Origin of the sequence: Streptomyces sp. NPDC057950, assembly GCF_042887295.1 — a bacterium.
Taxonomy (GTDB): Bacteria; Actinomycetota; Actinomycetes; order Streptomycetales; family Streptomycetaceae; genus Streptomyces; species Streptomyces kaempferi.
In genome coordinates this window covers 59638-80245 of sequence record NZ_JBHVPP010000033.1, presented here as the reverse complement: position 1 = coordinate 80245, position 20608 = coordinate 59638, and the positions used below count along the sequence as shown (strand labels likewise).

The 20608-nt window shown below is 71.9% G+C and carries 20 protein-coding genes; 16 read left to right on the top strand and 4 right to left on the bottom strand.

Features of this window, described 5'->3' with window-relative positions; all coding sequences use genetic code 11:
- Positions 1–52 precede the first annotated feature (52 nt).
- The 4 genes from ACFVTC_RS39005 to ACFVTC_RS38990 are packed head-to-tail and all read left to right on the top strand — an operon-like array spanning position 53 to position 3719.
- On the top strand, positions 53–955 hold the full coding sequence (locus ACFVTC_RS39005; protein WP_390133968.1) for an ABC transporter ATP-binding protein: 903 nt from the start codon (positions 53–55) through the stop codon (positions 953–955).
- A gap of 11 nt (positions 956–966) precedes the next feature.
- Complete coding sequence (locus ACFVTC_RS39000) at positions 967–1812, top strand: ABC transporter permease (protein ID WP_390133997.1); 846 nt, start codon at positions 967–969, stop codon at positions 1810–1812.
- Between the two features lie 25 nt (positions 1813–1837).
- Complete coding sequence (locus tag ACFVTC_RS38995) at positions 1838–3091, top strand: sensor histidine kinase (RefSeq protein WP_390133995.1); 1254 nt, start codon at positions 1838–1840, stop codon at positions 3089–3091.
- On the top strand, positions 3081–3719 hold the full coding sequence (locus tag ACFVTC_RS38990; RefSeq protein ID WP_390133966.1) for a response regulator: 639 nt from the start codon (positions 3081–3083) through the stop codon (positions 3717–3719). Before ACFVTC_RS38995 ends, ACFVTC_RS38990 begins: the two co-directional genes overlap by 11 nt.
- A 51-nt stretch (positions 3720–3770) precedes the next feature.
- Here the strand turns inward: ACFVTC_RS38990 and glgX are convergent, their stop codons facing one another.
- Positions 3771–6116, bottom strand: a complete 2346-nt coding sequence (gene glgX / locus ACFVTC_RS38985; RefSeq protein WP_390133964.1) for a glycogen debranching protein GlgX — start codon at positions 6114–6116, stop codon at positions 3771–3773.
- Between the two features lie 208 nt (positions 6117–6324).
- Here glgX and ACFVTC_RS38980 point away from each other — a divergent pair, with 208 nt between their 5' ends.
- The 6 genes from ACFVTC_RS38980 to ACFVTC_RS38955 all read left to right on the top strand — a co-directional run bounded on the left by ACFVTC_RS38980 (position 6325) and on the right by ACFVTC_RS38955 (position 12919).
- The gene (locus ACFVTC_RS38980; protein WP_390133962.1) at positions 6325–7542 is read left to right on the top strand and encodes an Ig-like domain-containing protein; all 1218 of its coding nucleotides are present in this window, start codon (positions 6325–6327) and stop codon (positions 7540–7542) included.
- A 197-nt stretch (positions 7543–7739) separates the two neighbouring features.
- A complete protein-coding gene (locus ACFVTC_RS38975; RefSeq protein ID WP_390133960.1) occupies positions 7740–8987 on the top strand; it encodes an Ig-like domain-containing protein in 1248 nt (415 codons plus the stop codon).
- Between the two features lie 87 nt (positions 8988–9074).
- The gene (locus ACFVTC_RS38970) at positions 9075–9842 is read left to right on the top strand and encodes an enoyl-CoA hydratase/isomerase family protein (protein ID WP_168530324.1); all 768 of its coding nucleotides are present in this window, start codon (positions 9075–9077) and stop codon (positions 9840–9842) included.
- 310 nt (positions 9843–10152) lie between these two features.
- The gene (locus ACFVTC_RS38965) at positions 10153–10656 is read left to right on the top strand and encodes an ATP-binding protein (RefSeq protein ID WP_390133958.1); all 504 of its coding nucleotides are present in this window, start codon (positions 10153–10155) and stop codon (positions 10654–10656) included.
- A 218-nt stretch (positions 10657–10874) separates the two neighbouring features.
- Positions 10875–11738, top strand: coding sequence for a polysaccharide deacetylase family protein (locus ACFVTC_RS38960; RefSeq protein WP_390133956.1), 864 nt, complete (start codon positions 10875–10877; stop codon positions 11736–11738).
- Complete coding sequence (locus ACFVTC_RS38955; RefSeq protein WP_390133954.1) at positions 11738–12919, top strand: YncE family protein; 1182 nt, start codon at positions 11738–11740, stop codon at positions 12917–12919. The genes ACFVTC_RS38960 and ACFVTC_RS38955 overlap by 1 nt, the downstream gene beginning before the upstream one ends.
- A gap of 101 nt (positions 12920–13020) precedes the next feature.
- On the opposite strand, the gene ACFVTC_RS38950 is transcribed toward ACFVTC_RS38955, so the two are convergent.
- Positions 13021–13656: a GNAT family N-acetyltransferase gene (locus ACFVTC_RS38950; protein ID WP_390133952.1), complete on the bottom strand. Its 636-nt coding sequence runs from the start codon at positions 13654–13656 to the stop codon at positions 13021–13023.
- Positions 13657–13866: 210 nt separating this feature from the next.
- On the opposite strand from ACFVTC_RS38950, the gene ACFVTC_RS38945 reads away from it, so the two are divergent.
- Complete coding sequence (locus tag ACFVTC_RS38945) at positions 13867–14079, top strand: EF-hand domain-containing protein (RefSeq protein ID WP_148010556.1); 213 nt, start codon at positions 13867–13869, stop codon at positions 14077–14079.
- Positions 14080–14416: 337 nt separating this feature from the next.
- Positions 14417–15166, top strand: coding sequence for an NADPH-dependent F420 reductase (locus ACFVTC_RS38940; RefSeq protein ID WP_390133993.1), 750 nt, complete (start codon positions 14417–14419; stop codon positions 15164–15166).
- Between the two features lie 98 nt (positions 15167–15264).
- Here the strand turns inward: ACFVTC_RS38940 and ACFVTC_RS38935 are convergent, their stop codons facing one another.
- On the bottom strand, positions 15265–15822 hold the full coding sequence (locus ACFVTC_RS38935) for a glycoside hydrolase family 25 protein (protein ID WP_390133950.1): 558 nt from the start codon (positions 15820–15822) through the stop codon (positions 15265–15267).
- Between the two features lie 227 nt (positions 15823–16049).
- Positions 16050–16181: a hypothetical protein gene (locus ACFVTC_RS38930; RefSeq protein ID WP_390133948.1), complete on the bottom strand. Its 132-nt coding sequence runs from the start codon at positions 16179–16181 to the stop codon at positions 16050–16052.
- Positions 16182–16216: 35 nt separating this feature from the next.
- Here ACFVTC_RS38930 and ACFVTC_RS38925 point away from each other — a divergent pair, with 35 nt between their 5' ends.
- From ACFVTC_RS38925 to ACFVTC_RS38910, 4 genes are all read left to right on the top strand, one after another.
- Positions 16217–16816 (top strand): XRE family transcriptional regulator, encoded by a 600-nt coding sequence (locus ACFVTC_RS38925; protein ID WP_390133946.1) that lies wholly within the window; start codon positions 16217–16219, stop codon positions 16814–16816.
- Positions 16817–17126: 310 nt separating this feature from the next.
- Positions 17127–17681: a toxin-antitoxin system, toxin component gene (locus tag ACFVTC_RS38920; RefSeq protein ID WP_390133943.1), complete on the top strand. Its 555-nt coding sequence runs from the start codon at positions 17127–17129 to the stop codon at positions 17679–17681.
- Positions 17682–17684: 3 nt separating this feature from the next.
- Complete coding sequence (locus ACFVTC_RS38915; RefSeq protein WP_390133941.1) at positions 17685–18881, top strand: MAB_1171c family putative transporter; 1197 nt, start codon at positions 17685–17687, stop codon at positions 18879–18881.
- A 142-nt stretch (positions 18882–19023) separates the two neighbouring features.
- On the top strand, positions 19024–20322 hold the full coding sequence (locus ACFVTC_RS38910) for a hypothetical protein (RefSeq protein WP_390133939.1): 1299 nt from the start codon (positions 19024–19026) through the stop codon (positions 20320–20322).
- The last annotated feature ends 286 nt before the right edge of the window (positions 20323–20608 follow it).

Sequence of the window (20608 nt, the reverse complement as noted above, 5' to 3'; positions counted from 1 at the left end):
TCGAGCGCGATGGACGATGCGGCGGCCCCGGTCCCGCCGGGATGCTCGGAGCATGTCAGTCATCGAAGTCAGCGCACTGCGCAAGTCCTACGGCGGCCGGCCCGTCGTCGACGGTGTCTCCTTCGCCGTCGAGGAGGGCGAGATCTTCGGGATCCTCGGCCCCAACGGCGCCGGCAAGACCACCACCGTCGAGTGCGTCGAGGGCCTGCGGATCCCCGACGCGGGGCGCGTCCGGGTCGCCGGGCTCGACCCCGTGGCCGACCACGAGGCCGTCAGCCGTGTCCTGGGCGCCCAGCTCCAGGAGAGTGAACTGCAGGCCAAGCTCACCGTGCGCGAGGCACTGGAGCTGTACGCTGCCTTCTACCCGCGCCCCGCCGACTGGCGTCCGCTCGCCGAGCGTCTCGGCCTGACCGAGCGGCTCGGTACCCGGTTCGGGAAACTCAGCGGGGGCCAGAAGCAGCGCCTGTTCATCGCGCTCGCGCTGGTCGGCGACCCGCGGGTGGTGGTGCTCGACGAGCTGACCACGGGGCTGGACCCGCGGGCCCGTCGCGACACCTGGGATCTCATCGAGGACGTCCGCGCCCGTGGTGTCACGGTCCTGCTCGTCACGCACTTCATGGAGGAGGCGGAGCGGTTGTGCGACCGGATCGCGGTCGTGGACCGGGGGCGGGTGGCCGCGCTCGACACCCCCGCCGGACTGATCCGGCGCGCGACGCGTTCCACCGTCATCGGATTCACCCCCTCGGCGCCGCTCGACGAGCGTGAGATCGCCGCACTGCCCCACCTCGCCTCCGTCGTGCACCAGGACGGCCGGATCACGCTCGGCGGCACCGACGAGACCGTCGACGCCGTCCTCACGCTGCTCGCCCGCCACCACATCACCGCCCATCAACTCCGCGTCACCGACGCCACGTTGGACGACGCCTTCCTCGATCTGACGGGAACGGAATCATGAGCGCGACGGACATGACGGGCGTGACGGGCACGACGGACACGACGGGCACGACGGGCACGACGGACACGACGAACGCGGGGAACGCGACGAACACGGGGAACGCGACGGCCCCCAGGCGTACGACGGCCGTGGCGGTGCTGCGGGCCGAGGCCCGCCTCTTCCGGCGTGAACCGGGCTCCCTCTTCTGGGTGATGGCCTTCCCCACCCTGCTCCTGGTCATCCTCGGCTCGGTCCCCTCCTTCCGGACGGCGGACGACGCGCTGGGCGGCATCCGGCTGATCGACGCGTACGTCCCGGTGACCGTGCTGATCGCGATGCTCATGGCGGGGGCGCAGGCCATGCCGCCGGTGATCACCGGCTATCGCGAACGCGGTGTCCTGCGGCGGATGTCGACCACCCCCGTCCGCCCCGCCGCCCTCCTGTCGGCACAGATGGGCCTGCACGCGGTGGCGGCCCTGCTCTCCGCGCTGCTGTCGCTCACGGTCGGCCGCCTGGCCTTCGACGTCACCCTGCCGCGCCAGGAACTCGGCTACGCCGTCGCCCTGCTGCTCGCCGTCGCGAGCTCGCTCGCCCTCGGCGCCGTCGTCTCGGCGTTCTCAGGCACCTCGAAGATCGCGAACGCCGTGGGCTCCGCGGTGTTCTTCCCGATGATGTTCTGCGCGGGGGTCTGGCTGCCGGTGCAGTCCATGCCCCACACGCTCGCCCGGATCGTCGAGGCCACACCGTTCGGCGCCGCGGCTCGGGCGCTGGGCCAGGCGGCGGCGGGCGACTGGCCGGGCTGGTCCCACCTCGGCGTCCTCGTGGCATGGACCGTGCTGCTGTCGGGCGCCGCCGCGCGCTGGTTCCGCTGGGAGTAGGGGAGGGGCCGTGCAGACTGGGGACATGGACGCCGCGGACCGGCAGATCGAACGATGGCAGGACCAGTTCCACACCTGGGGTCCCTACGGGCTGCTCGTCGTGGGCACCCTCCTCGCGGTCACGACCAGCGACCTGACCGGGGGAGCGGGCCCGTGGTGCGCGGCAGGGGCGCTGGTCGCCGCCGCGCTGGCGCTCCAGGTGTGGCACGGCCCCCGGCGGGGCCGCCGCACGCCGTCCAGCCGCGGGACCGTCTACTACGTCCTGCGCTGGGCGATCGCCTTCGCCCTCACCTGGCTGAACCCGTTCTTCGCCTTCTACGCCGTCGCCGGGTACTTCGACGCCGACGAGGTGCTCCCCGGAACGCGTCGGCAGTGGCTCGGCCTGTTCGCCACCTCCATCATGGTGGCGGGCTCGCAGTCCGGCGGCATGCCGATCCGCGGCGTCACCCAGTGGGCGGTGTTCGCCGGACTCCTGGTCGCCAACAACGCGCTGCTGATGATGGGCACCCGGATCGCCCAGCAGGAGGAGAAGCGCTCGCGGGACCGCGCCGTCACCATCACCGAACTCGAACGCACCAACACCGCGTTGCAGCGGGCCCTCGACGAGAACGCCGCCCTGCACGCCCAACTCCTCGTGCAGGCACGGGAGGCGGGCGTCGCCGACGAACGGCGCAGGCTGGCGGCCGAGATCCACGACACCATCGCCCAGGGCCTGACCGGGATCATCGCGCAGCTGCAGGTCGTCGCGAACACCCCCGACCCCGGGACGGCACGCGAACACCTGGGGCGCGCCTCGGACCTGGCCCGGCAGAGCCTCGGCGAGGCCCGCCGCTCCGTGCACAACCTCGCCCCGGTCGCCCTGGAGCACGACGGACTCCCGGAGGCGCTGGACAAGACGGTCACGGAATGGGGCCGTCGCACCGGCGTCCGCTCGGAGTTCACGCTCACCGGCACGGCCGAGCACCTGCACGACGAGGTGTCGGCGACCCTGCTGCGCATCGCCCAGGAGGCCCTGTCGAACGCGTCGCGCCACGCCCGCGCGGCCCGCCTCGGCGTCACCCTCTCCTTCATGGGCGACGAGGTGACCCTGGACGTACGCGACGACGGCCGTGGCTTCGACCCGGTCGCCGTCCCCGAGCGGACCGGCGGCGGCGGCTTCGGCCTCGACGGCATGCGGGCCCGCGCCGAGCGCATCGCCGGCTCGCTCACCGTCGAGTCGGAGCCCGGACAGGGTACGGCGGTGTCGGCTCGCGTACCGTTGGTGCGCCATGAGCGATGACGCGATCACCCTTCTCATCGTCGACGACCATCCCGTCGTACGGGACGGCCTGCGCGGCATGTTCGAGTCCGCGCCCGGGTTCACGGTCCTCGGTGAGGCGGCCGACGGGGTGGCGGCGCTCGCCCTGGCGCAGGCCCTCGACCCGGACGTCGTCCTGATGGACCTGCGCATGCCGGGCGGCAACGGCGTCGCGGCCATCACGGAGCTCACCCGCCGCGGCGCCCGCGCCAGGGTCCTCGTGCTGACCACGTACGACACCGACTCCGACACGCTGCCCGCGATCGAGGCGGGCGCGACGGGCTATCTGCTCAAGGACGCCCCGCGCGACGAGCTCTTCACCGCGGTGCGCGCGGCGGCCGAGGGACGCACGGTGCTCTCCCTGGCGGTGGCCTCCCGGCTGGTCTCGGCCGTACGCACCCCCACGACCGCGCAGGACTCCCTCTCGGCCCGTGAGCGCGAGGTGCTGGCCCTGGTCGCCAAGGGCACGTCGAACCGCGAGATCGCCCGCGTCCTGTTCATCAGCGAGGCCACGGTCAAGACCCACCTCACCCACCTGTACGCCAAGCTGGGCGTCAACGACCGGGCTGCCGCGGTGGCGGTGGGCTACGAACGGGGAATTCTCGGCTGACGGCCGTCCCGCGGTCGCCGGCGGGCGCCCGGCCCGCTCACGCCGCCCGCGTCACGCCACGACCCGCAGCAGCAGTACCGACCGGGCCGGCACCGTGATCGTCACCCCCGCCCGGTGGACCACCTCCGGCGACACTCCCTGCTCCTCCGCCGAGGTGTCGACCACGACCTCGTAGCGCTGGGCCCACGGCGGCCCCGGCAGCACGAAGCCCGCCGGCCGGTCACCGGCGTGCAGCACCGCGAGGAAGCTGTCGTCCACCACCGGCGCTCCCCGCGCGTCCCGCCCGGGTATGTCCCGCCCCGACAGGTACATGCCCAGCGTTCCGGCGGGCGCGTACCAGTCCCGCTCCGTCATCTCCGCCCCGCGCGCGGTGAACCACGCCAGGTCCCGCAGCCCGTCCACGGAGTGCGCCCGGCCCGAGAAGAACGCCCGCCGCCGCAGCACCGGATGCCGGTGCCGCAGCGCGATCAGCCGGGAGGTCAGATCGAACAGGGCCCGCCAGCCCGGCTCCTCCAGCAGGCTCCAGTCGACCCAACTGATCTCGTTGTCCTGGCAGTACGCGTTGTTGCTGCCGCGCTGCGTCCGCCCGAACTCGTCCCCGGCGACCAGCATCGGCACCCCGGTGGACAGCAGCAGCGTGGTGAGCAGGTTCCGCAACTGCCGCCGCCGCAGGGCCCGTACGCGTTCCTCGTCCGTCTCCCCCTCCACCCCGCAGTTCCAGGCCCGGTTGTCGTCCGTGCCGTCCCGGTTCCCCTCCCCGTTGGCCTCGTTGTGCTTGCGCTCGTAGGAGACCAGGTCCCGCAGGGTGAAACCGTCGTGCGCGGTCACGAAGTTCACGGACGCGTACGGCCGCCGCCCGCCCCACGCGTACAGGTCGCTCGACCCCGACAGCCGGTACCCCAGATCCCGTACGTCGGGCAGCGCCCCCCGCCAGAAGTCCCGCACCGCGTTGCGGTACCGGTCGTTCCACTCCGTCCACAGCGGCGGGAAGGCCCCCACCTGGTAGCCGCCGGATCCCACGTCCCACGGCTCCGCGATCAGCTTCACCCGCCGCAGCACCGGGTCCTGCGCGATGACGGCCAGGAACGGCGACAGCATGTCCACGTCGTGCATGGAACGGGCCAGTGCCGCCGCCAGATCGAAACGGAAGCCGTCCACCCCCATCTCCGTCACCCAGTACCGCAGAGAGTCCGTGATCAGCCGCAGCACATGGGGCTGCACCACGTGCAGCGTGTTCCCGCACCCGGTGTAGTCCGCGTACCGCCGGGCGTCCGACTGAAGCCGGTAGTACCCCCGGTTGTCGATACCGCGCAGCGACAGCATCGGCCCCAGCTCGCCCGCCTCGGCGGTGTGGTTGTAGACCACGTCGAGGATCACCTCGATGCCGGCGGCGTGCAGCGCCCGCACCATCCGCTTGAACTCGCCGACCTGTCCGCCCGTCGTCCCGGCGGCGGCGTACCCCGCGTGCGGGGCGAAGTAGCCGATCGAGTTGTATCCCCAGTAGTTCTTCAGCCCCCGGCGCAGCAGATGGTCCTCGTGCGCGAACTGGTGCACCGGCAGCAGCTCCACGGCCGTGACGCCGAGCGCGACCAGGTGCTCGATCGCCGCCGGGTGCGCCAGCCCGGCGTAGGTGCCGCGCAACTCCTCCGGAATCCCCGGGTGCAGACGGGTGAACCCCCGCACGTGCAGTTCGTAGATGACCGAGTCCGCCCACGGGGTCTTGGGACGGTGGTCGTCCGACCAGTCGTCGTCGTCCTGGACGACGACCCCCTTGGGGACGTACGGCGCCGAGTCCCGGTCGTCCCGCACGGTGTCCGCGACGTGCTGCTGCGGCCAGTCGCGCACATGCCCGTACACCTCCGGCGGCAGGCTGAAGTCGCCGTCCACGGCGCGGGCGTACGGGTCAAGGAGCAGCTTCGCCGGGTTCCAGCGGGCGCCGGTCCACGGGTCCCAGCGGCCGTGCACGCGGTAGCCGTAGCGGCGGCCCGGCAGCACGCCGGGGACGAAGCCGTGCCAGATCTCGTGGGTCAGCTCGGTGAGCGGGACCCGGGTCTCGTGCGTCGCGCCGTCCTGTTCGTCGAAGAGACAGAGGTCGACGGCCTCGGCCCCGCCCGCCCACAGCGCGAAGTTGGTGCCCGCGACGCCGTCGGGGCCGACCCGGAAGCGTGCCCCGAGCGGGGTCGGCGCGCCGGGCCACACGGCCACGGCGGGAGCCGGGCGCCGGGACCCGTTCACCAGGGGTGCGGGCAGCACGCCGTCGGGCAGGCGCTTCTCGCGCACACCGCTCTCGGGCGCGTGCCCTTCCCGCACACCGCCCTCCGGCGCGCGTCCTTCCCGCGCTTCGCCGTCGGGCGCGCGCCCCTCCTGCACTGCCTCCTGCTCGGCTGCGCTCGACACCGTTCAGCCTCCCGCGGCTCGGTGGGCGGCCCGAAGAGGAGCGCACGGCGTCCCGGCCGCGGCTCCTCGTCGCGTCGTCCTCCCCACTGTTCTGCCCAGAGCTTGGCTCGCACTCACGTTTCCCCGGAGGTGCGCGGTCGTTGGGCCCCTTGTACCGCACTTTCCGAGGGCGATCCCCTGCCCCCGGCCGGAAGGACACGAGGTTCGCGTGAGGCATACGACATTCGGCCCCCGGCGCGCGGGGGCCGCGCTGGCCGCCGCACTGACCTGGGCCGCACTGCTGGCCGGAGCCGCCGGCTGCACCTCGGGCACGATGGACGAGGTGCTCGGCAAACCCCCCGCCGCCGAGGACGTCATCCAGGTGTCCCCCGCCGACAACAGCAAGAACGTACGAGCGGGGCAGGAGCTGCGGGTACGGGTGGCGGACGGCAGGCTGGACTCCGTGAAGGTCGTCAAGGACCAGGACGCGCAGGAGTCCGCGGTGCCCGGACACGTCTCCGCCGACGGCCTGGCCTGGCGGCCCGACTCCCCGCGGCTCGCCCTGGGCGCCAAGTACACCGTGGACGTGGTGGCCCTCGACGGGCACGGGCGGCGCACGGCGCGGCACACGACGTTCACCACGTACGTCCCGGAGGAGCGCTTCATCGGCTACGCGAAGCCGGAGAACCGGTCCACCGTCGGCACCGGCATGATCGTCTCGCTGGAGTTCAACCGGGAGATCCGCGACCGGGCCGCCGTCGAGCGCGCGATCCACGTGGAGGCCAGCCCCGCCGTCGAGATCCGCCCGCACTGGTTCGGCAAGAACCGTCTCGACTTCCGTCCCGAGAAGTACTGGAAGGCGGGGACCGAGGTGACGGTCGACCTGCGACTGCGCGACGTGGAGGGAGCGCCGGGCGTGTACGGACTCCAGTCAAGGACCACCACCTTCACCGTCGGCCGCAGCCAGGTCTCGCTCGTCGACGCCGCCGACCACACCATGGAGGTCCGCCGCGACGGCGACCTCCTCACCACCGTGCCGATCACCGCGGGCTCCCCCGAGACCACGACCTACAACGGGAAGATGGTCGTCATGGAGATGCTGGAGGTGACGCGGATGAACAGCCGCACGGTCGGGTTCGGCGGCGAGTACGACATCCCCGACGTCCCGCACGCGATGCGCCTCACCGACTCCGGGACCTTCCTGCACGGCAACTACTGGTCGGGCGACGTCTTCGGCTCCACCAACGTCAGCCACGGCTGCGTCGGTCTGCGGGACGTGAAGGGCGGCGGCTCCGACACCCCCGCGGGCTGGTTCTTCGACCGCAGTCTGATCGGCGACGTCGTCGAGGTCGTGCACAGCAAGGACAAGAAGGTCGCCCCCGACAACGGGCTCGGGGGCTGGAACATGGGCTGGACGCAGTGGAAGGCGGGCGGCGCGGTGAAGTAGCCGCGGCGGGCACCGGCGCGCGAGCGGGCGGGGGACGGACCGGAACCCAGCCCGCCCCCACACGGCCGAAGTTGGGACTGAACAGTGACAATCCCGGGGATCCATGGCTTGTGACCGTGTGATTAATTAGCGCGATACGCGCGGGGACGACGCGCTGGGGTGCGGGCCTGATCAGGCCGTGCGAGGGGAGAACGAACGTGAACGGGCGACCGATATCGGGGGCATCGGTTGGTGCGCGGACCCGGGGGAGCAAGGGAGTCCTGGCGCTGCTGCTGGGTGTGCTGCTGCTGGCCGTGACCGCCTGCGGCGGGGGAGGGAGTTCGGACTCCGCCGGCGAGGGCAAGGGCAAGAGCACCGGCAGCGCCGGGAAGGCGGACACCAAGGCGTCACAGGCCGTGGTGACCATCGCGCCGAAGGACGGCAGCGCCGGTGTGGCCACCAGCGGTGCGCTCAAGGTGACCGCGGCCAAGGGCAAGCTGACCGAGGTGAAGGTCGAGGACACCAAGGGCAAGGCGGTGGGCGGGGCGATAACCGGCGGGGGAACCACCTGGACGCCCGCCACCCACCTCGCCGCCGCCACCAAGTACAAGGTCCACGCGGTGGCCAAGGACACCGACGGTCGTGAGGCGGCCGAGGAGTCCGCGTTCACCACGCTGACCCCGAAGAACACCTTCGTCGGGCTCTTCACGCCCGAGGACGGTTCCACGGTCGGCGTCGGAATGCCCTTCTCGGTCCGTTTCACACGGGGCATCACGCACCCCGCGGACGTCGAGAAGGCGATCACGGTCAAGACCGAGCCTGCCGTGGACGTGCAGGGTCACTGGTTCGGCAACGACCGTCTCGACTTCCGTCCCGAGCAGTACTGGAAGGCCGGCACGAAGGTCACCGTCACGCTCAACCTGGACGGTGTCGAGGGCCGGCCCGGTGTCTACGGCAAGCAGGCCAAGACGGTGGCGTTCACCATCGGCCGCAGCCAGGTCTCCACCGTCGACGCGAAGACCCACAAGATGGTCGTCAAGCGCGACGGCAAGGTCATCAAGACCATCCCGATCACCACGGGCAAGCCGGGCTACGACACCTGGAACGGCCAGATGGTGATCAGCGAGCAGCTCCGGGTGACCCGCATGAACGGCGAGACGGTCGGTTACGGCGGCGAGTACGACATCAAGGACGTGCCGGACGCCCAGCGGCTGACCGACTCCGGCACCTTCATCCACGGCAACTACTGGGGCGGCGACGCCTTCGGCAACTACAACGCCAGCCACGGCTGCGTGGGCCTGCGCGACGTACGCGGGGGCGGCGACCGCAGCGCTCCCGCCGCCTGGTTCTTCGACCACTCGATCACCGGTGACGTGGTGGTCGTCAAGCGCTCCAACGACCGTACGGTCGCCCCGGACAACGGCCTCAACGGCTGGAACATGTCCTGGGAGAAGTGGACCGCCTGACCGTCCCTCCCGTCCTCGGCACGGGCCTGGTGCGCTGTGACCCAGCACACCGGGCCCGTTGTCGTTAGCGCGCGTTAACCTGCCTGCATGACTGTGCATCTCGAAGTGGCCGAAGGCGTCGGCACGATCCGCCTGGACCGCCCTCCCATGAACGCGCTGGACATCGCCACGCAGGACCGTCTCAAGGAACTCGCCGAGGAGGTCACACGGCGTACGGACGTACGCGCGGTGGTCATCCACGGCGGGGAGAAGGTGTTCGCGGCGGGCGCGGACATCAAGGAGATGCAGGCCATGGACCACGCGACGATGATCGTCAGGTCCCGGGCCCTGCAGGACTCCTTCAGCGCCGTGGCCCGCATCCCCAAGCCCGTCGTCGCGGCGGTCACCGGGTACGCGCTCGGCGGCGGCTGCGAGTTGGCGCTCTGCGCGGACTTCCGCATCGCGGCGGACGACGCCAAGCTCGGGCAGCCGGAGATCCTGCTCGGTCTGATCCCGGGCGCCGGCGGCACCCAGCGCCTCTCCCGGCTGATCGGACCCTCCAAGGCGAAGGACCTCATCTTCACGGGCCGGATGGTGAAGGCCGACGAGGCGCTCTCGCTCGGGCTGGTGGACCGGATCGTCCCCGCCGCCGAGGTGTACACCGAGGCGCACACCTGGGCCGCGAAGCTGGCGCAGGGACCCGCGATCGCGCTGCGCGCGGCCAAGGAGTCGATCGACACCGGCCTGGAGACGGACCTGGAGACCGGACTCGCGGTGGAACGGAACTGGTTCGCCGGTCTGTTCGCGACGGAGGACCGTGAGCGCGGCATGCGCAGCTTCGTCGAGGAGGGGCCGGGCAAGGCGAAGTTCCTCTGAGGGGAGGCGCCCGGCTGCGCGGAAAATCACCCGTCAAGTTCGGCTGATCCACTTGCAGTTGACTCGGTGTCTTACCCGGTGTCCCCCGAAGGGCTGGATTATGCGGTCCTTAAGGCAGCCTTAAGGCTGCCTTGCGGGGGACGCCGGGCGATTGCCTTCCGAGGTGGGATCGCCGCAGGTCGGACGGGCTGTGACCGGCCCCGAACTGCCGCTGGCATATGCCGATCGGATGGTGCGGAACGAGCGCTTCCGGGGGGCGTATTCCTCCGGAACGGCCCCCGGGGGCGGCCTGGGCGGCCATGATGGGGGCATGGCGGGGCTGGAGGGTATGGAACAGCCGCGGCGGCACGGGAGTGCGACCGCGGCGCGCTGGTCGCCTGCGGTCGAGGACGAACGGGCGCTGAAGGCGCTTGAGTTGTTCGGCAACCCGACGGAGGCGGAGGTACCGTTGCCGTCCCGCCCCGAATCCGCGGCCACCGCGCGCCGGCTCGCCCAGGTCGTCGTCCTGCGCCAGTGGGGACTCTCCCCGAAGATGACCGAGGACGCCGTGTTACTCGTGTCCGAACTCGTCGGCAACGCCGTACGGCACACGGGCGCCCGCGTCTTCGGGCTGCGGATGCGGCGGCGCCGGGGCTGGATCCGCGTCGAGATCCGCGACCCCTCCCGGGGGCTGCCCTGTCTGATGCCGGTCCAGGAGATGGACCTGAGCGGCCGCGGCCTCTTCCTCGTCGACAAGCTCTCCGACCGCTGGGGCGTCGACCTCCTGCCCCGCGGCAAGACGACCTGGTTCGAGATGCGCGTCGCCGACCGCTGACCGTGACCCGCCCTCTGCGCCGCGCACTGTCGCCGGTCGCCCGTCTGCTGTCGCCCGCGTCCCCGGCCCGTGTCCCGGTCGGCGTCCGTGCCCGTGTCCCCGTTCCGCGCCCGTGTCCCCACCCGCGCCCCCCTTCCGTGCGCGGGCTCGGGCCGGTGCCGCGACCCGCACCCCACCCACCGGTCCAATCGCCCGTTTTCTTACCCATACGCCCTTAAATGGTGCGGGTGACCACGCCCGCCCGTCCCCCTCAGCACTCCACCGAAGAGAGCGACACGCGTGCCGCGCCGGACCGTCGTGCGGCGCTGCGTTCGGGTGTCGCACTCGCCGCCGGGACCTTCGCCGCCGGGACGCTCACCGCCGGCTGCGCCACCCCCGACGCCGTCGCCCACCCTCCCGCCGCGTCCCGCGCGTCCGGCACACCGCCCGCCACACCCCCGGCAGCGCGGCGCGCCGCACCCGAGCCCCGGCGGTTCCCGCGACAGCCCGCCGAGATCACCCACGGCCCACGGGACCGTCCCCAGGTCGCCCTCACCTTCCACGGGCAGGGCGATCCGGCCGTCGCCAGGACACTCCTCGGCGAGGCCGAGAAGAACGGGGCCCGGGTCACGGTGCTCGTGGTGGGGACCTGGCTGGACGAACACCCCGACCTGGCCCGGCGCATCCTCGACGGCGGCCACGACCTCGGCAACCACACCCTGCGCCATCTCGACATCAACGCGATGTCGGCGGCGGACGCGGACGCGGAGATCCGGGGCTGCGCGGAGCGCCTGCGCCGGCTGACCGGATCCATCGGCACCTGGTTCCGGCCGTCCCGCACCCCCCGGGCCTCCCAGGCCGTCGAACGGCTCGCTCGCGGCGCGGGCTACCCGCACGTCCTCTCGTACGACCTCGACTCGCTCGACTACACCTCGCCGGGCGCCCCCGCCGTCACCCGCCAGGTTCTCGGCGGGATCCGCAACGGGTCCGTGGTGAGCATGCACTTCGGGTACGCGGACACGGTCGCCGCGCTTCCCGCCGTCCTGGAAGAAATCGGCCGGCGCGGACTGCGCGCGGTCACCACCACGGAGCTGCTGAGCTGATGCACCGCAACCGCAACCACCTCCAAAGCGCCCTGATCGCGGGCGCCGTGCTCGCCGCCCTCGCGGGCTGCAGCGGCGGGTCGAAGGACCACGCGAACCAGGCCGCCGGTACCCAGGCCGCCGTCCGGCCGGCCCAGCCGAAGATGCCGGCCGGCCTGCCCGGTATGCCCCCCGTGCTCGACGCGAAGGACGTCTACGCCGCCGACCGCGCCAACCAGCTGTCCCCGGTGGTCAAGGACTTCCCGTCCCGCGTCTACGTGCCCAACACCAACTCCAACACGGTCTCCGTCATCGACCCGGCGACGTACAAGGTCATCAAGACGATCCGGGTGGGCGTGCAGCCCCAGCACGTCGTGCCCTCCTGGGACATGAAGACGCTCTGGGTCAACAACGACCGGGGCAACTCCCTCACCCCCATCGACCCGAGGACCGGCAAGGCCGGCAAGTCCGTCGACGTTCACGACCCCTACAACCTGTACTTCACGCCGAACGGCAAGTACGCGATCGTCATGGCCTCCCTCGACCGCGAGCTGGTCTTCCGCGACGCGCACACCATGGAGATCAGGAAGACCGAGCCGGTCAGCTGCTACGGCGTCAACCACGCCGACTTCTCGCCCGACGGCCGCTCCTTCATCGTGTCGTGCGAGTTCAGCGGTGAGCTGCTCAAGGTCGACACCGAGAAGATGAAGGTCGTCGCGCAGCAGAAGCTCCCCTTCCGGGGCGCGATGCCGCAGGACGTGAAGATCTCTCCGGACGGCAAGAAGTACTACATCGCCGACATGGTGGCCGACGGGGTGTGGGTCCTGGACGCGGCCGGCTTCGGCAAACCGACGCTGCTGCACACCGGCAAGGGCTGCCACGGCCTGTACGTCAGCCGCGACTCGCGCGAGATGTACATCTCCAACCGGGGCGAGGGCACGATCTCCGTCTTCGACTTCGCCCGGGGCAAGCTGACCAAGAAGTGGCGCCTGCCGAACGGCGGCAGCCCCGACATGGGCGGTGTCTCGGCCGACGGCAAGGTCCTGTGGCTGTCGGGACGCTACAACTCCGAGGTGTACGCCATCGACACGCGTTCCGGGAAGCAGCTGGCCCGCATCCCGGTCGGCAGCGGCCCGCACGGCCTGGCCGTCTACCCGCAGCCGGGCCGCTACTCGCTCGGCCACACCGGCATCTTCCGCTGACCCGGCCACGGCCGGGCCGGACCCCCTCGCCCGGTGACCGGGGACCGAGGCGGGGGTGCCTGCGCGAGCGGGCCCGCACCACGCCGCCTGGCACCGGGGCGTCAGGGCGCGGTGAGCAGCGCCTCCGCGCCCACCGGACGGTAGCCCGCCGCCTGGAACGCCCGCAGACCGCGGGCGTTGCCCGGTGCCACCTGGACCCAGACGGGTTCGCCGGCGAGCTGTCGCGCCGCCGCCGCGAGCGCCCGCCCCAGCCCGCGGTGCCGTACGCCCTCGTCGACCTCGACGGCGGCCTCCAGCCGTCCCGCCACCCCGCGCCCGAGGACGAGCACCCCGCCTCCGGCGGCCCAGACACGGACGTCGTCGCGGTGCCGCCGGGCCCGTAACACCCGGGGATGGCACGGATCGCCGATCTCCGCCAGGTCCACCGCCGGCCGCCCCGGCACCGGAGCGGCGGCCAGCAGCAGGTCGACGGTGTCGTGGGAGCGCCCGGTACGGTCCATGAACGCGGCCAGGAACCGGGGATTCACGGCCGCGGCGAGCGCGTCGCAGCCGACCCGGGCCAGCGTCTCGCGCACCCACCGCGGATCCTCGTCGGTGAAGACGACGGAGTGCGCCGTGAAGGCGAGGACACCGGCGTCCCGGTGGGCGTGCTGGGGTACGACGGTCGTGGAGCCGTCGGGCGGGGGGAAGACGCCACGGGCCGCCGAGTCCAGAATGCCGCGCAGAGTGTCACCCATCCCCGTACCCTTCCCACCGCTCGGGCCCGCACCCACCGGATGGCCCGTACCCACCGTCGCCGGTCCGGCGGGCGTCCCGGGCCCGTGAAGGGAACGCCGCCCGCGCACCGCGAGGAGTCGGCGCGGGTGGTCGCCGTACTGCGCGGCCTGCCCGCCCGTTAATCTGACCTCCGTACACACGGCAGTAATGCACTACGAAGGGGCGGATCGGTGGCGGACATCGAGGAAGCACGCAAGCAGTTCGAGCGGATCGATACGGATGGTGACGGTTTCATCACCGCGGCCGAGTTCAAGAGCGCCCTCGCCCAGGGCGGCGACTGGAACGTCACCGAATCGGTGGCGGAGGCCGTCATCGCCACCCGCGACCTCAACGGCGACAAGGTCCTCTCGTTCGACGAGTTCTGGACCCACCTGAACAAGTGACACACGCCGAGGGGCGCCCACCGGTGATCCGGCGGGCGCCCCTTTGCCGTACCCCCGGGTGACGCGCACGCTCTACCGTCCGCCCGTCCGCCCGTCCGCCCGTCCGCCCGTCCGTCCGTCCGTCCGTCCGTCCGCCCGTCCGCCCGTCCGCCCGTCCGCCCTGCCGCCCCGCCGCTCCGGCGTCGGCCGCGGACCGGAGCACGCGCCGAGCCGATCACGGGCCAGGACGGAGCCGACCGGTCCCACGCCGACCGCCCCAGCCCTCGGGGTACGCGAGCACGACCCGTGACCCGTGAGTGCGAAGCCGCGGGGGTGAAACCGCGGGGGCGCTCACCCGATCGCCGTACGCCCCCGGAATAGCCTTTCCCGCCCCGGGGTTGATGCTCGCCATCAGGAGCATCAACCACTGAAGGGCCTGGCACTCATGAAGATCGGCATCATCGGCGCGGGCAACATCGGCGGCAACCTCACCCGGCGGCTGACCGCCCTCGGGCACGACGTCTCCGTCGCGAACTCACGCGGCCCGCAGACCCTGACCGCGCTGGCCGAGGAGACCGGGGCGACGCCCGTCCCGGTCGGGGAGGCGGCGCGCGGCGCCGAGGTGGTCGTGGTCACCGTCCCGCTGAAGGCGGTGCCCGACCTGCCGTCCGGCGTGCTGGACGGGCTTGCGGACGGAGCCGCCGTCATCGACACCGGCAACTACTACCCGCAGCAGCGGGACGGCAGGATCGCCGCGATCGAGGACGGCCCGCTCACCGAGAGCCGCTGGACGTCCCAGCAGATCGGCCACCCCGTCGTGAAGGCGTTCAACGGCACGTACGCGCAGGACATCCTGGACCGGCACCGTCCGGCGGGCGACCCCGGCCGCATGGCCCTCCCGGTGGCCGGCGACGACGCCGCCGCCAAGCAGGTCGTACGTGACCTCATCGACGAACTCGGCTTCGACACGGTCGACGCGGGTGGCATCGACGAATCCTGGCGCCAGCAGCCCGGCACGCCGGTGTACGGCCTCCAGAAGGGCCTCGAGGCGGTGACGAAGGCACTGGCCGAGGCATCCGCGGAGCGCCCGGCGGACTTCCGCGGCTGAGGCTCCGCGCCTCCTCGACCCGTCCGGCGCCGGTCACCCGGTGCCGGACGGCGTCCCGCGTGCGGACCGCCGCCGGAGCCCCGGTGCACCCACGCCGGTCAGTCGGCCGCGGCCCACTCGCGCAGCGCCGCCTTGCTGGAGAACTGCGCGACGTCCTTGTCCAGAGGGTTGTCGGTGTACTGATGGAAGCGCCACTTCGCCTTGATACGGGGCTCGCCCGCGGTCACGTAGTCGGCGATCCACAGACCGTCTCCCGCGTACGACGTGGTGTCGACGTTGAGCCAGAAGTTGCGGTTCGTGTACAGCAGGACCCGGTGGTCCGGCCTCAGTTCCTTCACCTTGCGTACGAAGCGGTCCTTCTCGGCGTTGCTGGCGTGGGTGCCGTCACCGGTGGTCTCCCAGTCGACGGCGAGCAGGTCACCGGCCTTCTCCGGGGCCTTGCCGACGAAGTATTCGGCCTGGGCGGTGAGATCGCCGGGCCACAGGAAGTGGTAGAAACCGACGACGCAGCCGCCGTCGCGGGCCGTCTTCACCTGGGACGCGAGCTTCGGATTGACGTACGAACGGCCCTCGGTCGCCTTGATGAAGACGAAGGAGAGCCCGTCGGTCGAGTAGGCGGACGACTGGTAGGCGCTGACGTCGATGCCGCGGAGCATGGGGGACTCCTCCGGGGGTGGGGGACGGGTGCGAGCGATTCTGCCCCTGTCCATGGGGTGCGTTCCGGGTTTCACAGGTCTTGCGACCTCTCCGAGTGACGTTCCCCCACATCGCCCACCCCACCCTCGAACGACCGGCCGACGCCCGGCCGGGGCGGGAGTGAGCCTGGCGCCCTCCCGCCCCGGGGGGTGTCGATCCCCTGAAGGGCGTCGCAGGAATTCCGCGGCTAGCAGTGCACGTTGGTCCACTGGTCTCCGACGGACTTGCCGCCGCCGGGGGACGTCACCCAGCCGCTGAGGGTGACGCACTTTCCGGACATCTTGTTGAGGCTGACGGGTCCCGAAACCCTGAGCCACATCGACTCCCTCCTGGGGGGGGCGGAGCCGTGACGAGGTGCTCGACGTCGCACAGCTTTCGATCGACAGCGGCGTCCCGCGGGACGTCGTCAAGATGCTTCTGGAGGGCAAGGAGCCACCGGCGGAGGACATCACGGACCGGATCGTCCGCCGCTTCGACCACTTGCGGGAGACACGACTGCGCCCTGACGGCTCCCGGCACTCCTACGAGGAGATCGCCGCCGCCTTCGGAGCCTCCCGGGCATCCCTCTCGAACCTCGTCAACAGCCGTAGGAAGACGACGGAGCGGAGCGCGGAGCAGCGGACCGGCCGTTCCGGCGGCCCGCTGGCATCCACCCAGGCGGGTATCGAGAGATTCTATTTCGGGCAGCCCAACGGCTTGCTCTCCGCGGAACCGGAGACCGCGCTCGACGACGCCCTCCAGCCGGTCCTGCGCCGGCTGGAGGGACGGGCCGTCGATCCGATGGCTCGCCTGCGCAACGAATACGGCCTGCGGAGACTCGCCGCGCGTGCGCCACAACTGGCCGAGGAGGAGATCCAGTTGGTGACCGACTGGATCGACACCATCCTGGAGCGCAGAAGGGCGCTGGGCGCGGAGAGCCCCGGAACGGACGGCACGCGACCCGACTCGCGCTGACGAGGGGCGGCAAGGAGCCGCATGCGGAGACGACGGCTGCCGAGGCGGGACGACGGGATGTCCGCAGTGCGCGCCGCCGTGGGCGGTGAACGCTCTCCATCTGGCCGGATCGCGTCGCGCGCGCATCGGACGCGCCGGCGTCAAATCCGTGCAAGTCCGGTTTGATCGGTACATAGGGACCCGCAGGTTGTTGCGCCGCGCAGAGCCTGATCTGGCCGAAGGGACACCTGGTTTGGCATATTTGCCTGCCGGGTGAGGCTCGGCGGTTTCCGGGGCACGGGCGCCCACGCAAAGGTTCGCGGGGAGCACAGTGCGTACAGGCAGCGCCAGGGAGATGCGGCACCTGATCCGCCGGTTGACCGACGGGTTACGCCTGCCCGTCCCCTCGGATCCCGACGTACTCTTCGCCGCGCTGATCGCCAGGGTGTCCGAGATCAAAGGCCGTCAGGTCGTCCTCCTCCAGGAGGAGTTCCCTCACGGCACCGCGACGGGCCTGTGGCTGGAGCTGCCCGAGCAGGACGTCATCGTCGTCGACCGGAGGGCGGCTCCCGTCCACCAGTTGGCGATCCTGTGCCACGAGATCTGGCACATGGTCAAGGGTGACTGCGGTCACCACACCACAGGTGTCCGAGTCGCCGCACGCGTGCTGAGCGACCGGGCCGATCTACGGCAGGCAGTGGGGGCCGTGGCCGCACGTACCGAGTTCAACGAGCGTTCCGAGCAGGACGCCGAGACCTTCGCCCTGCGGGCGGTGACGCGGCTGCGGGTCTGGCTCGAAGGGGAAGCCGACGGCGAGTCCACGGACCGGACCCGGATCGCCGGCCGGATCACCGCGTCACTGGGACAACGCCGGTCCAGGGTCTGAGCCGTGGGCGCCTCGACCTACTACATTCCGGCGCTGGCCCTGTGGGCCGGCCTCGCCTCGAAACTGCCCGACCTGGTGAGGTCCTGGCGCGACCCGCTGGTTCGATGGGTCTGCTGGGTGATCTTCCTGGGCGGCGCCGGGTTCGCCTTCGCCGCCCCGCCCACCGTCGCCGCCGTGAACAGGACGAGCGGCATCCCGAACCTCGCCGCCCTGCTGGTCTACGCCGTCGTCAGTGCCTACAGCGCCTCCTGCCTGGTGCTCATCCTGCACTGGCGCGGAGGTCCGGCCGGCCATGTGCGCCGTCTCGCCCGGCGCTGGCAGATCGGCTACGCCGTCGTCATCGCCTTGTTGATCCTCCTGTTCGTACTGGGGGACGCCCCGGTCGAGCGCCGGACGGACCTCGACACGCACTACGCCACCTCGCCCTGGATCGGGCAGATGATCGTGCTGTACCTGCTCGGCCACATGACCGCCGCGATCGCCACCACGGTGCTGTGCTGGCGCTGGGCGATCCAGGTGCACGGATGGCTGCGGGCCGGCTTGTGGCTGCTCGTGACCGGCTGGCTGCTCAACCTGTCCTTCAGCACGCTGAAACTGACCGCGGTGATGGCACGGTGGGCCGGCCGGGACTGGGACGTACTGAGCACCGTCCTGGCGCCCGGCCTCGTGGGCCTGGCCGCCACCGTCGCCACCGTCGGCTTCACGCTGCCGCTGTACGGCCCGCGACTGGTCGCGCTCTGGCGTGCGGTGGTGAGCTGGAGACGGCTCGGCCCCCTGTGGCGTGAACTCGCCGCCGCCTCACCCGGCACACCGCTCGCCGCGCCGATCCCCTGGTACTCGTCCTGCGCCGTGCGCCTCACCCGGCGTGAGGCCGGGATCCAGGACGGCTTGAACCTCGTCCGCCCGCACCTCGACGACCGGGTCCGTTCCCACGCGCAGACCCTGGCCCGAGCCGCGGGCCACACCGAGGAGGACGCCTTCCGCGTCGGTCTCGCGGCGATGATCGCCGCCGCCGTTCGCTCCCACCGCGCCGACGCGCCCGCTCACCGGGTGGCCGTCGCGCGGAACACCGCGAGCTTCGCGTCGCGTGCCACCTTGGTGGGTGTGGCGCGTGCGTTGCGTACGTCCCCCGTCGTCGTGGCGGCCCGTGCCGCCGCCGGGGTCCCCACGGCGGCGGATGACGAAAGAACCCCCCTGTGAACCCCGGCCCCTCCAGGTCTCCCCGCGACGTGTCGCCGCCTTCGCCATGTCCGCTACGTCCGCCATGTCAGCCGTGTTCGCCACGCCCACCCGGTTACCCGCGGCAGCGTCCGGGCGACCGTCCGGAAGGCGGGCCGGTCTAGTGGACGACGGTGTCGTGTTCTACATCCCCGGCGTGCTGCTGCTGCTGGCCGCCGCGCTGAAGCTGTCCGGGGGCGCGGGAGTCTGGCGCGATCCTCTGGTCGCCCCCAGCGCCGGGATCCTCCTCGTCGGCTCCTCGGTGTGTCTCCTGTCCGCCCCGCCCACGATCCGGTTCGTCAATGACGCGACGGGCGTCGCGAACTTCAGCGCTCCCCTGGTGTACACGGGCATGACAGCGCTCAGCGCGGGCTACCTCGTCCTGATGACCAGATGGAGAGGCGGACCGCCGGAGAGCCGACGGCGCGCCGACCGGCTTGTGCTGGGGCTCTACGGACTGGCCGTCGCGGGAGTCTGGGTCCTGTTCGCCCTGGCGCGGGTTCCGGTGGAACGGACTCGGGACCTGGACACGTACTACGCCCGCACGCCCTACATGTGCGAAATGATCTTGCTGTACATGGTCGCGCACACGGCTGCCACCGGCGCCCTCGCGTTCATGAGCGTGAGCTGGCTGCGGGAGGTGCGCGGCGTGACCCGCACCGGCCTGGTCCTGATCGTCGCCGGGCTGGGCTTCGACGCGTGCTACCAGATCGCCAAGTACGCGGCCATGGCGGCTCGTTGGCGGGGCGTCGACTGGGATTTCCTGTCCACCGACGTGTCACCTCCCCTGGTCATGCTCGCCGGGGTCACCGTCGCCTGCGGCTTTGCCGTGCCCCGGGTCGGGCCACCCGCGGCCGCCAATCTGCGCGCCTGGAGGCGCTACCGGCTTCTCAAGCCCCTGTGGGCGGAGCCGTCCACCCTGCGCGCGCCGGCGGAGGGGGTCGTCCGCTGGTGGGATCCGCCCGTCGTGCGTCTGGCCCGGCAGGAGATCGCCATCTGGGACGGTGTCCTGGCCTGCTCGCCGTACCTCGACGACCGGGTGCGCACGACCGCGTACGCCGAAGCTCTGGCCCAGCTCACCGCCGCCGGGTCGGCCACCGGGAGATCGCTCCCGGAGGTGCTCGCACGCGCGGTCACCCAGCGGTTCCGCGCAGCGCCGAGAGCGCCGTCGGGTTCCTCGGATGCCGGCACGCCACCCCACGCCGTGCACCGGGCCGCGGTCGTGGCCGAAGCGGCGATGCTGGTGGCCGGGGTCCGGGCGTCCCGCACGGGCGGCACCGAGGCCCCGGCGAACGTCGGGACGCTGCGGTCCATCGCGGATCCGCATCTGATGGTCCGTCTGGCGGGCGCGCTCTCCACATCGCAGATCGTGGCGAAGGCGCGCCGGCGGGCCGAGAACCGGATGGCCACCACCCATGACTGACGTGAGGCGAGGCTCCGCCTCACCCAGCGTGCGGTGTTGAGTCTCCGCCTCACCCGGCGTGCGGTGGTGACCGGCGCGGCGCCGCGCCGGATCCCGCCCCGGTGAGGGCCGGCAGGCAGGTGTCACGGGCGCCGTCGGACGGTGCCGCGCGGCAACGGTGGCCCGCGGGAGATCGAACCGCCCTTCGGGTGGGAAGCCTTCGGCCGGACACGTTCGTCGCACCACCGTCGCGTGTCCGGCAACACCCCGGTGGCCAGCCGGTCTTGGACCACTCCGCTCGCAGCCG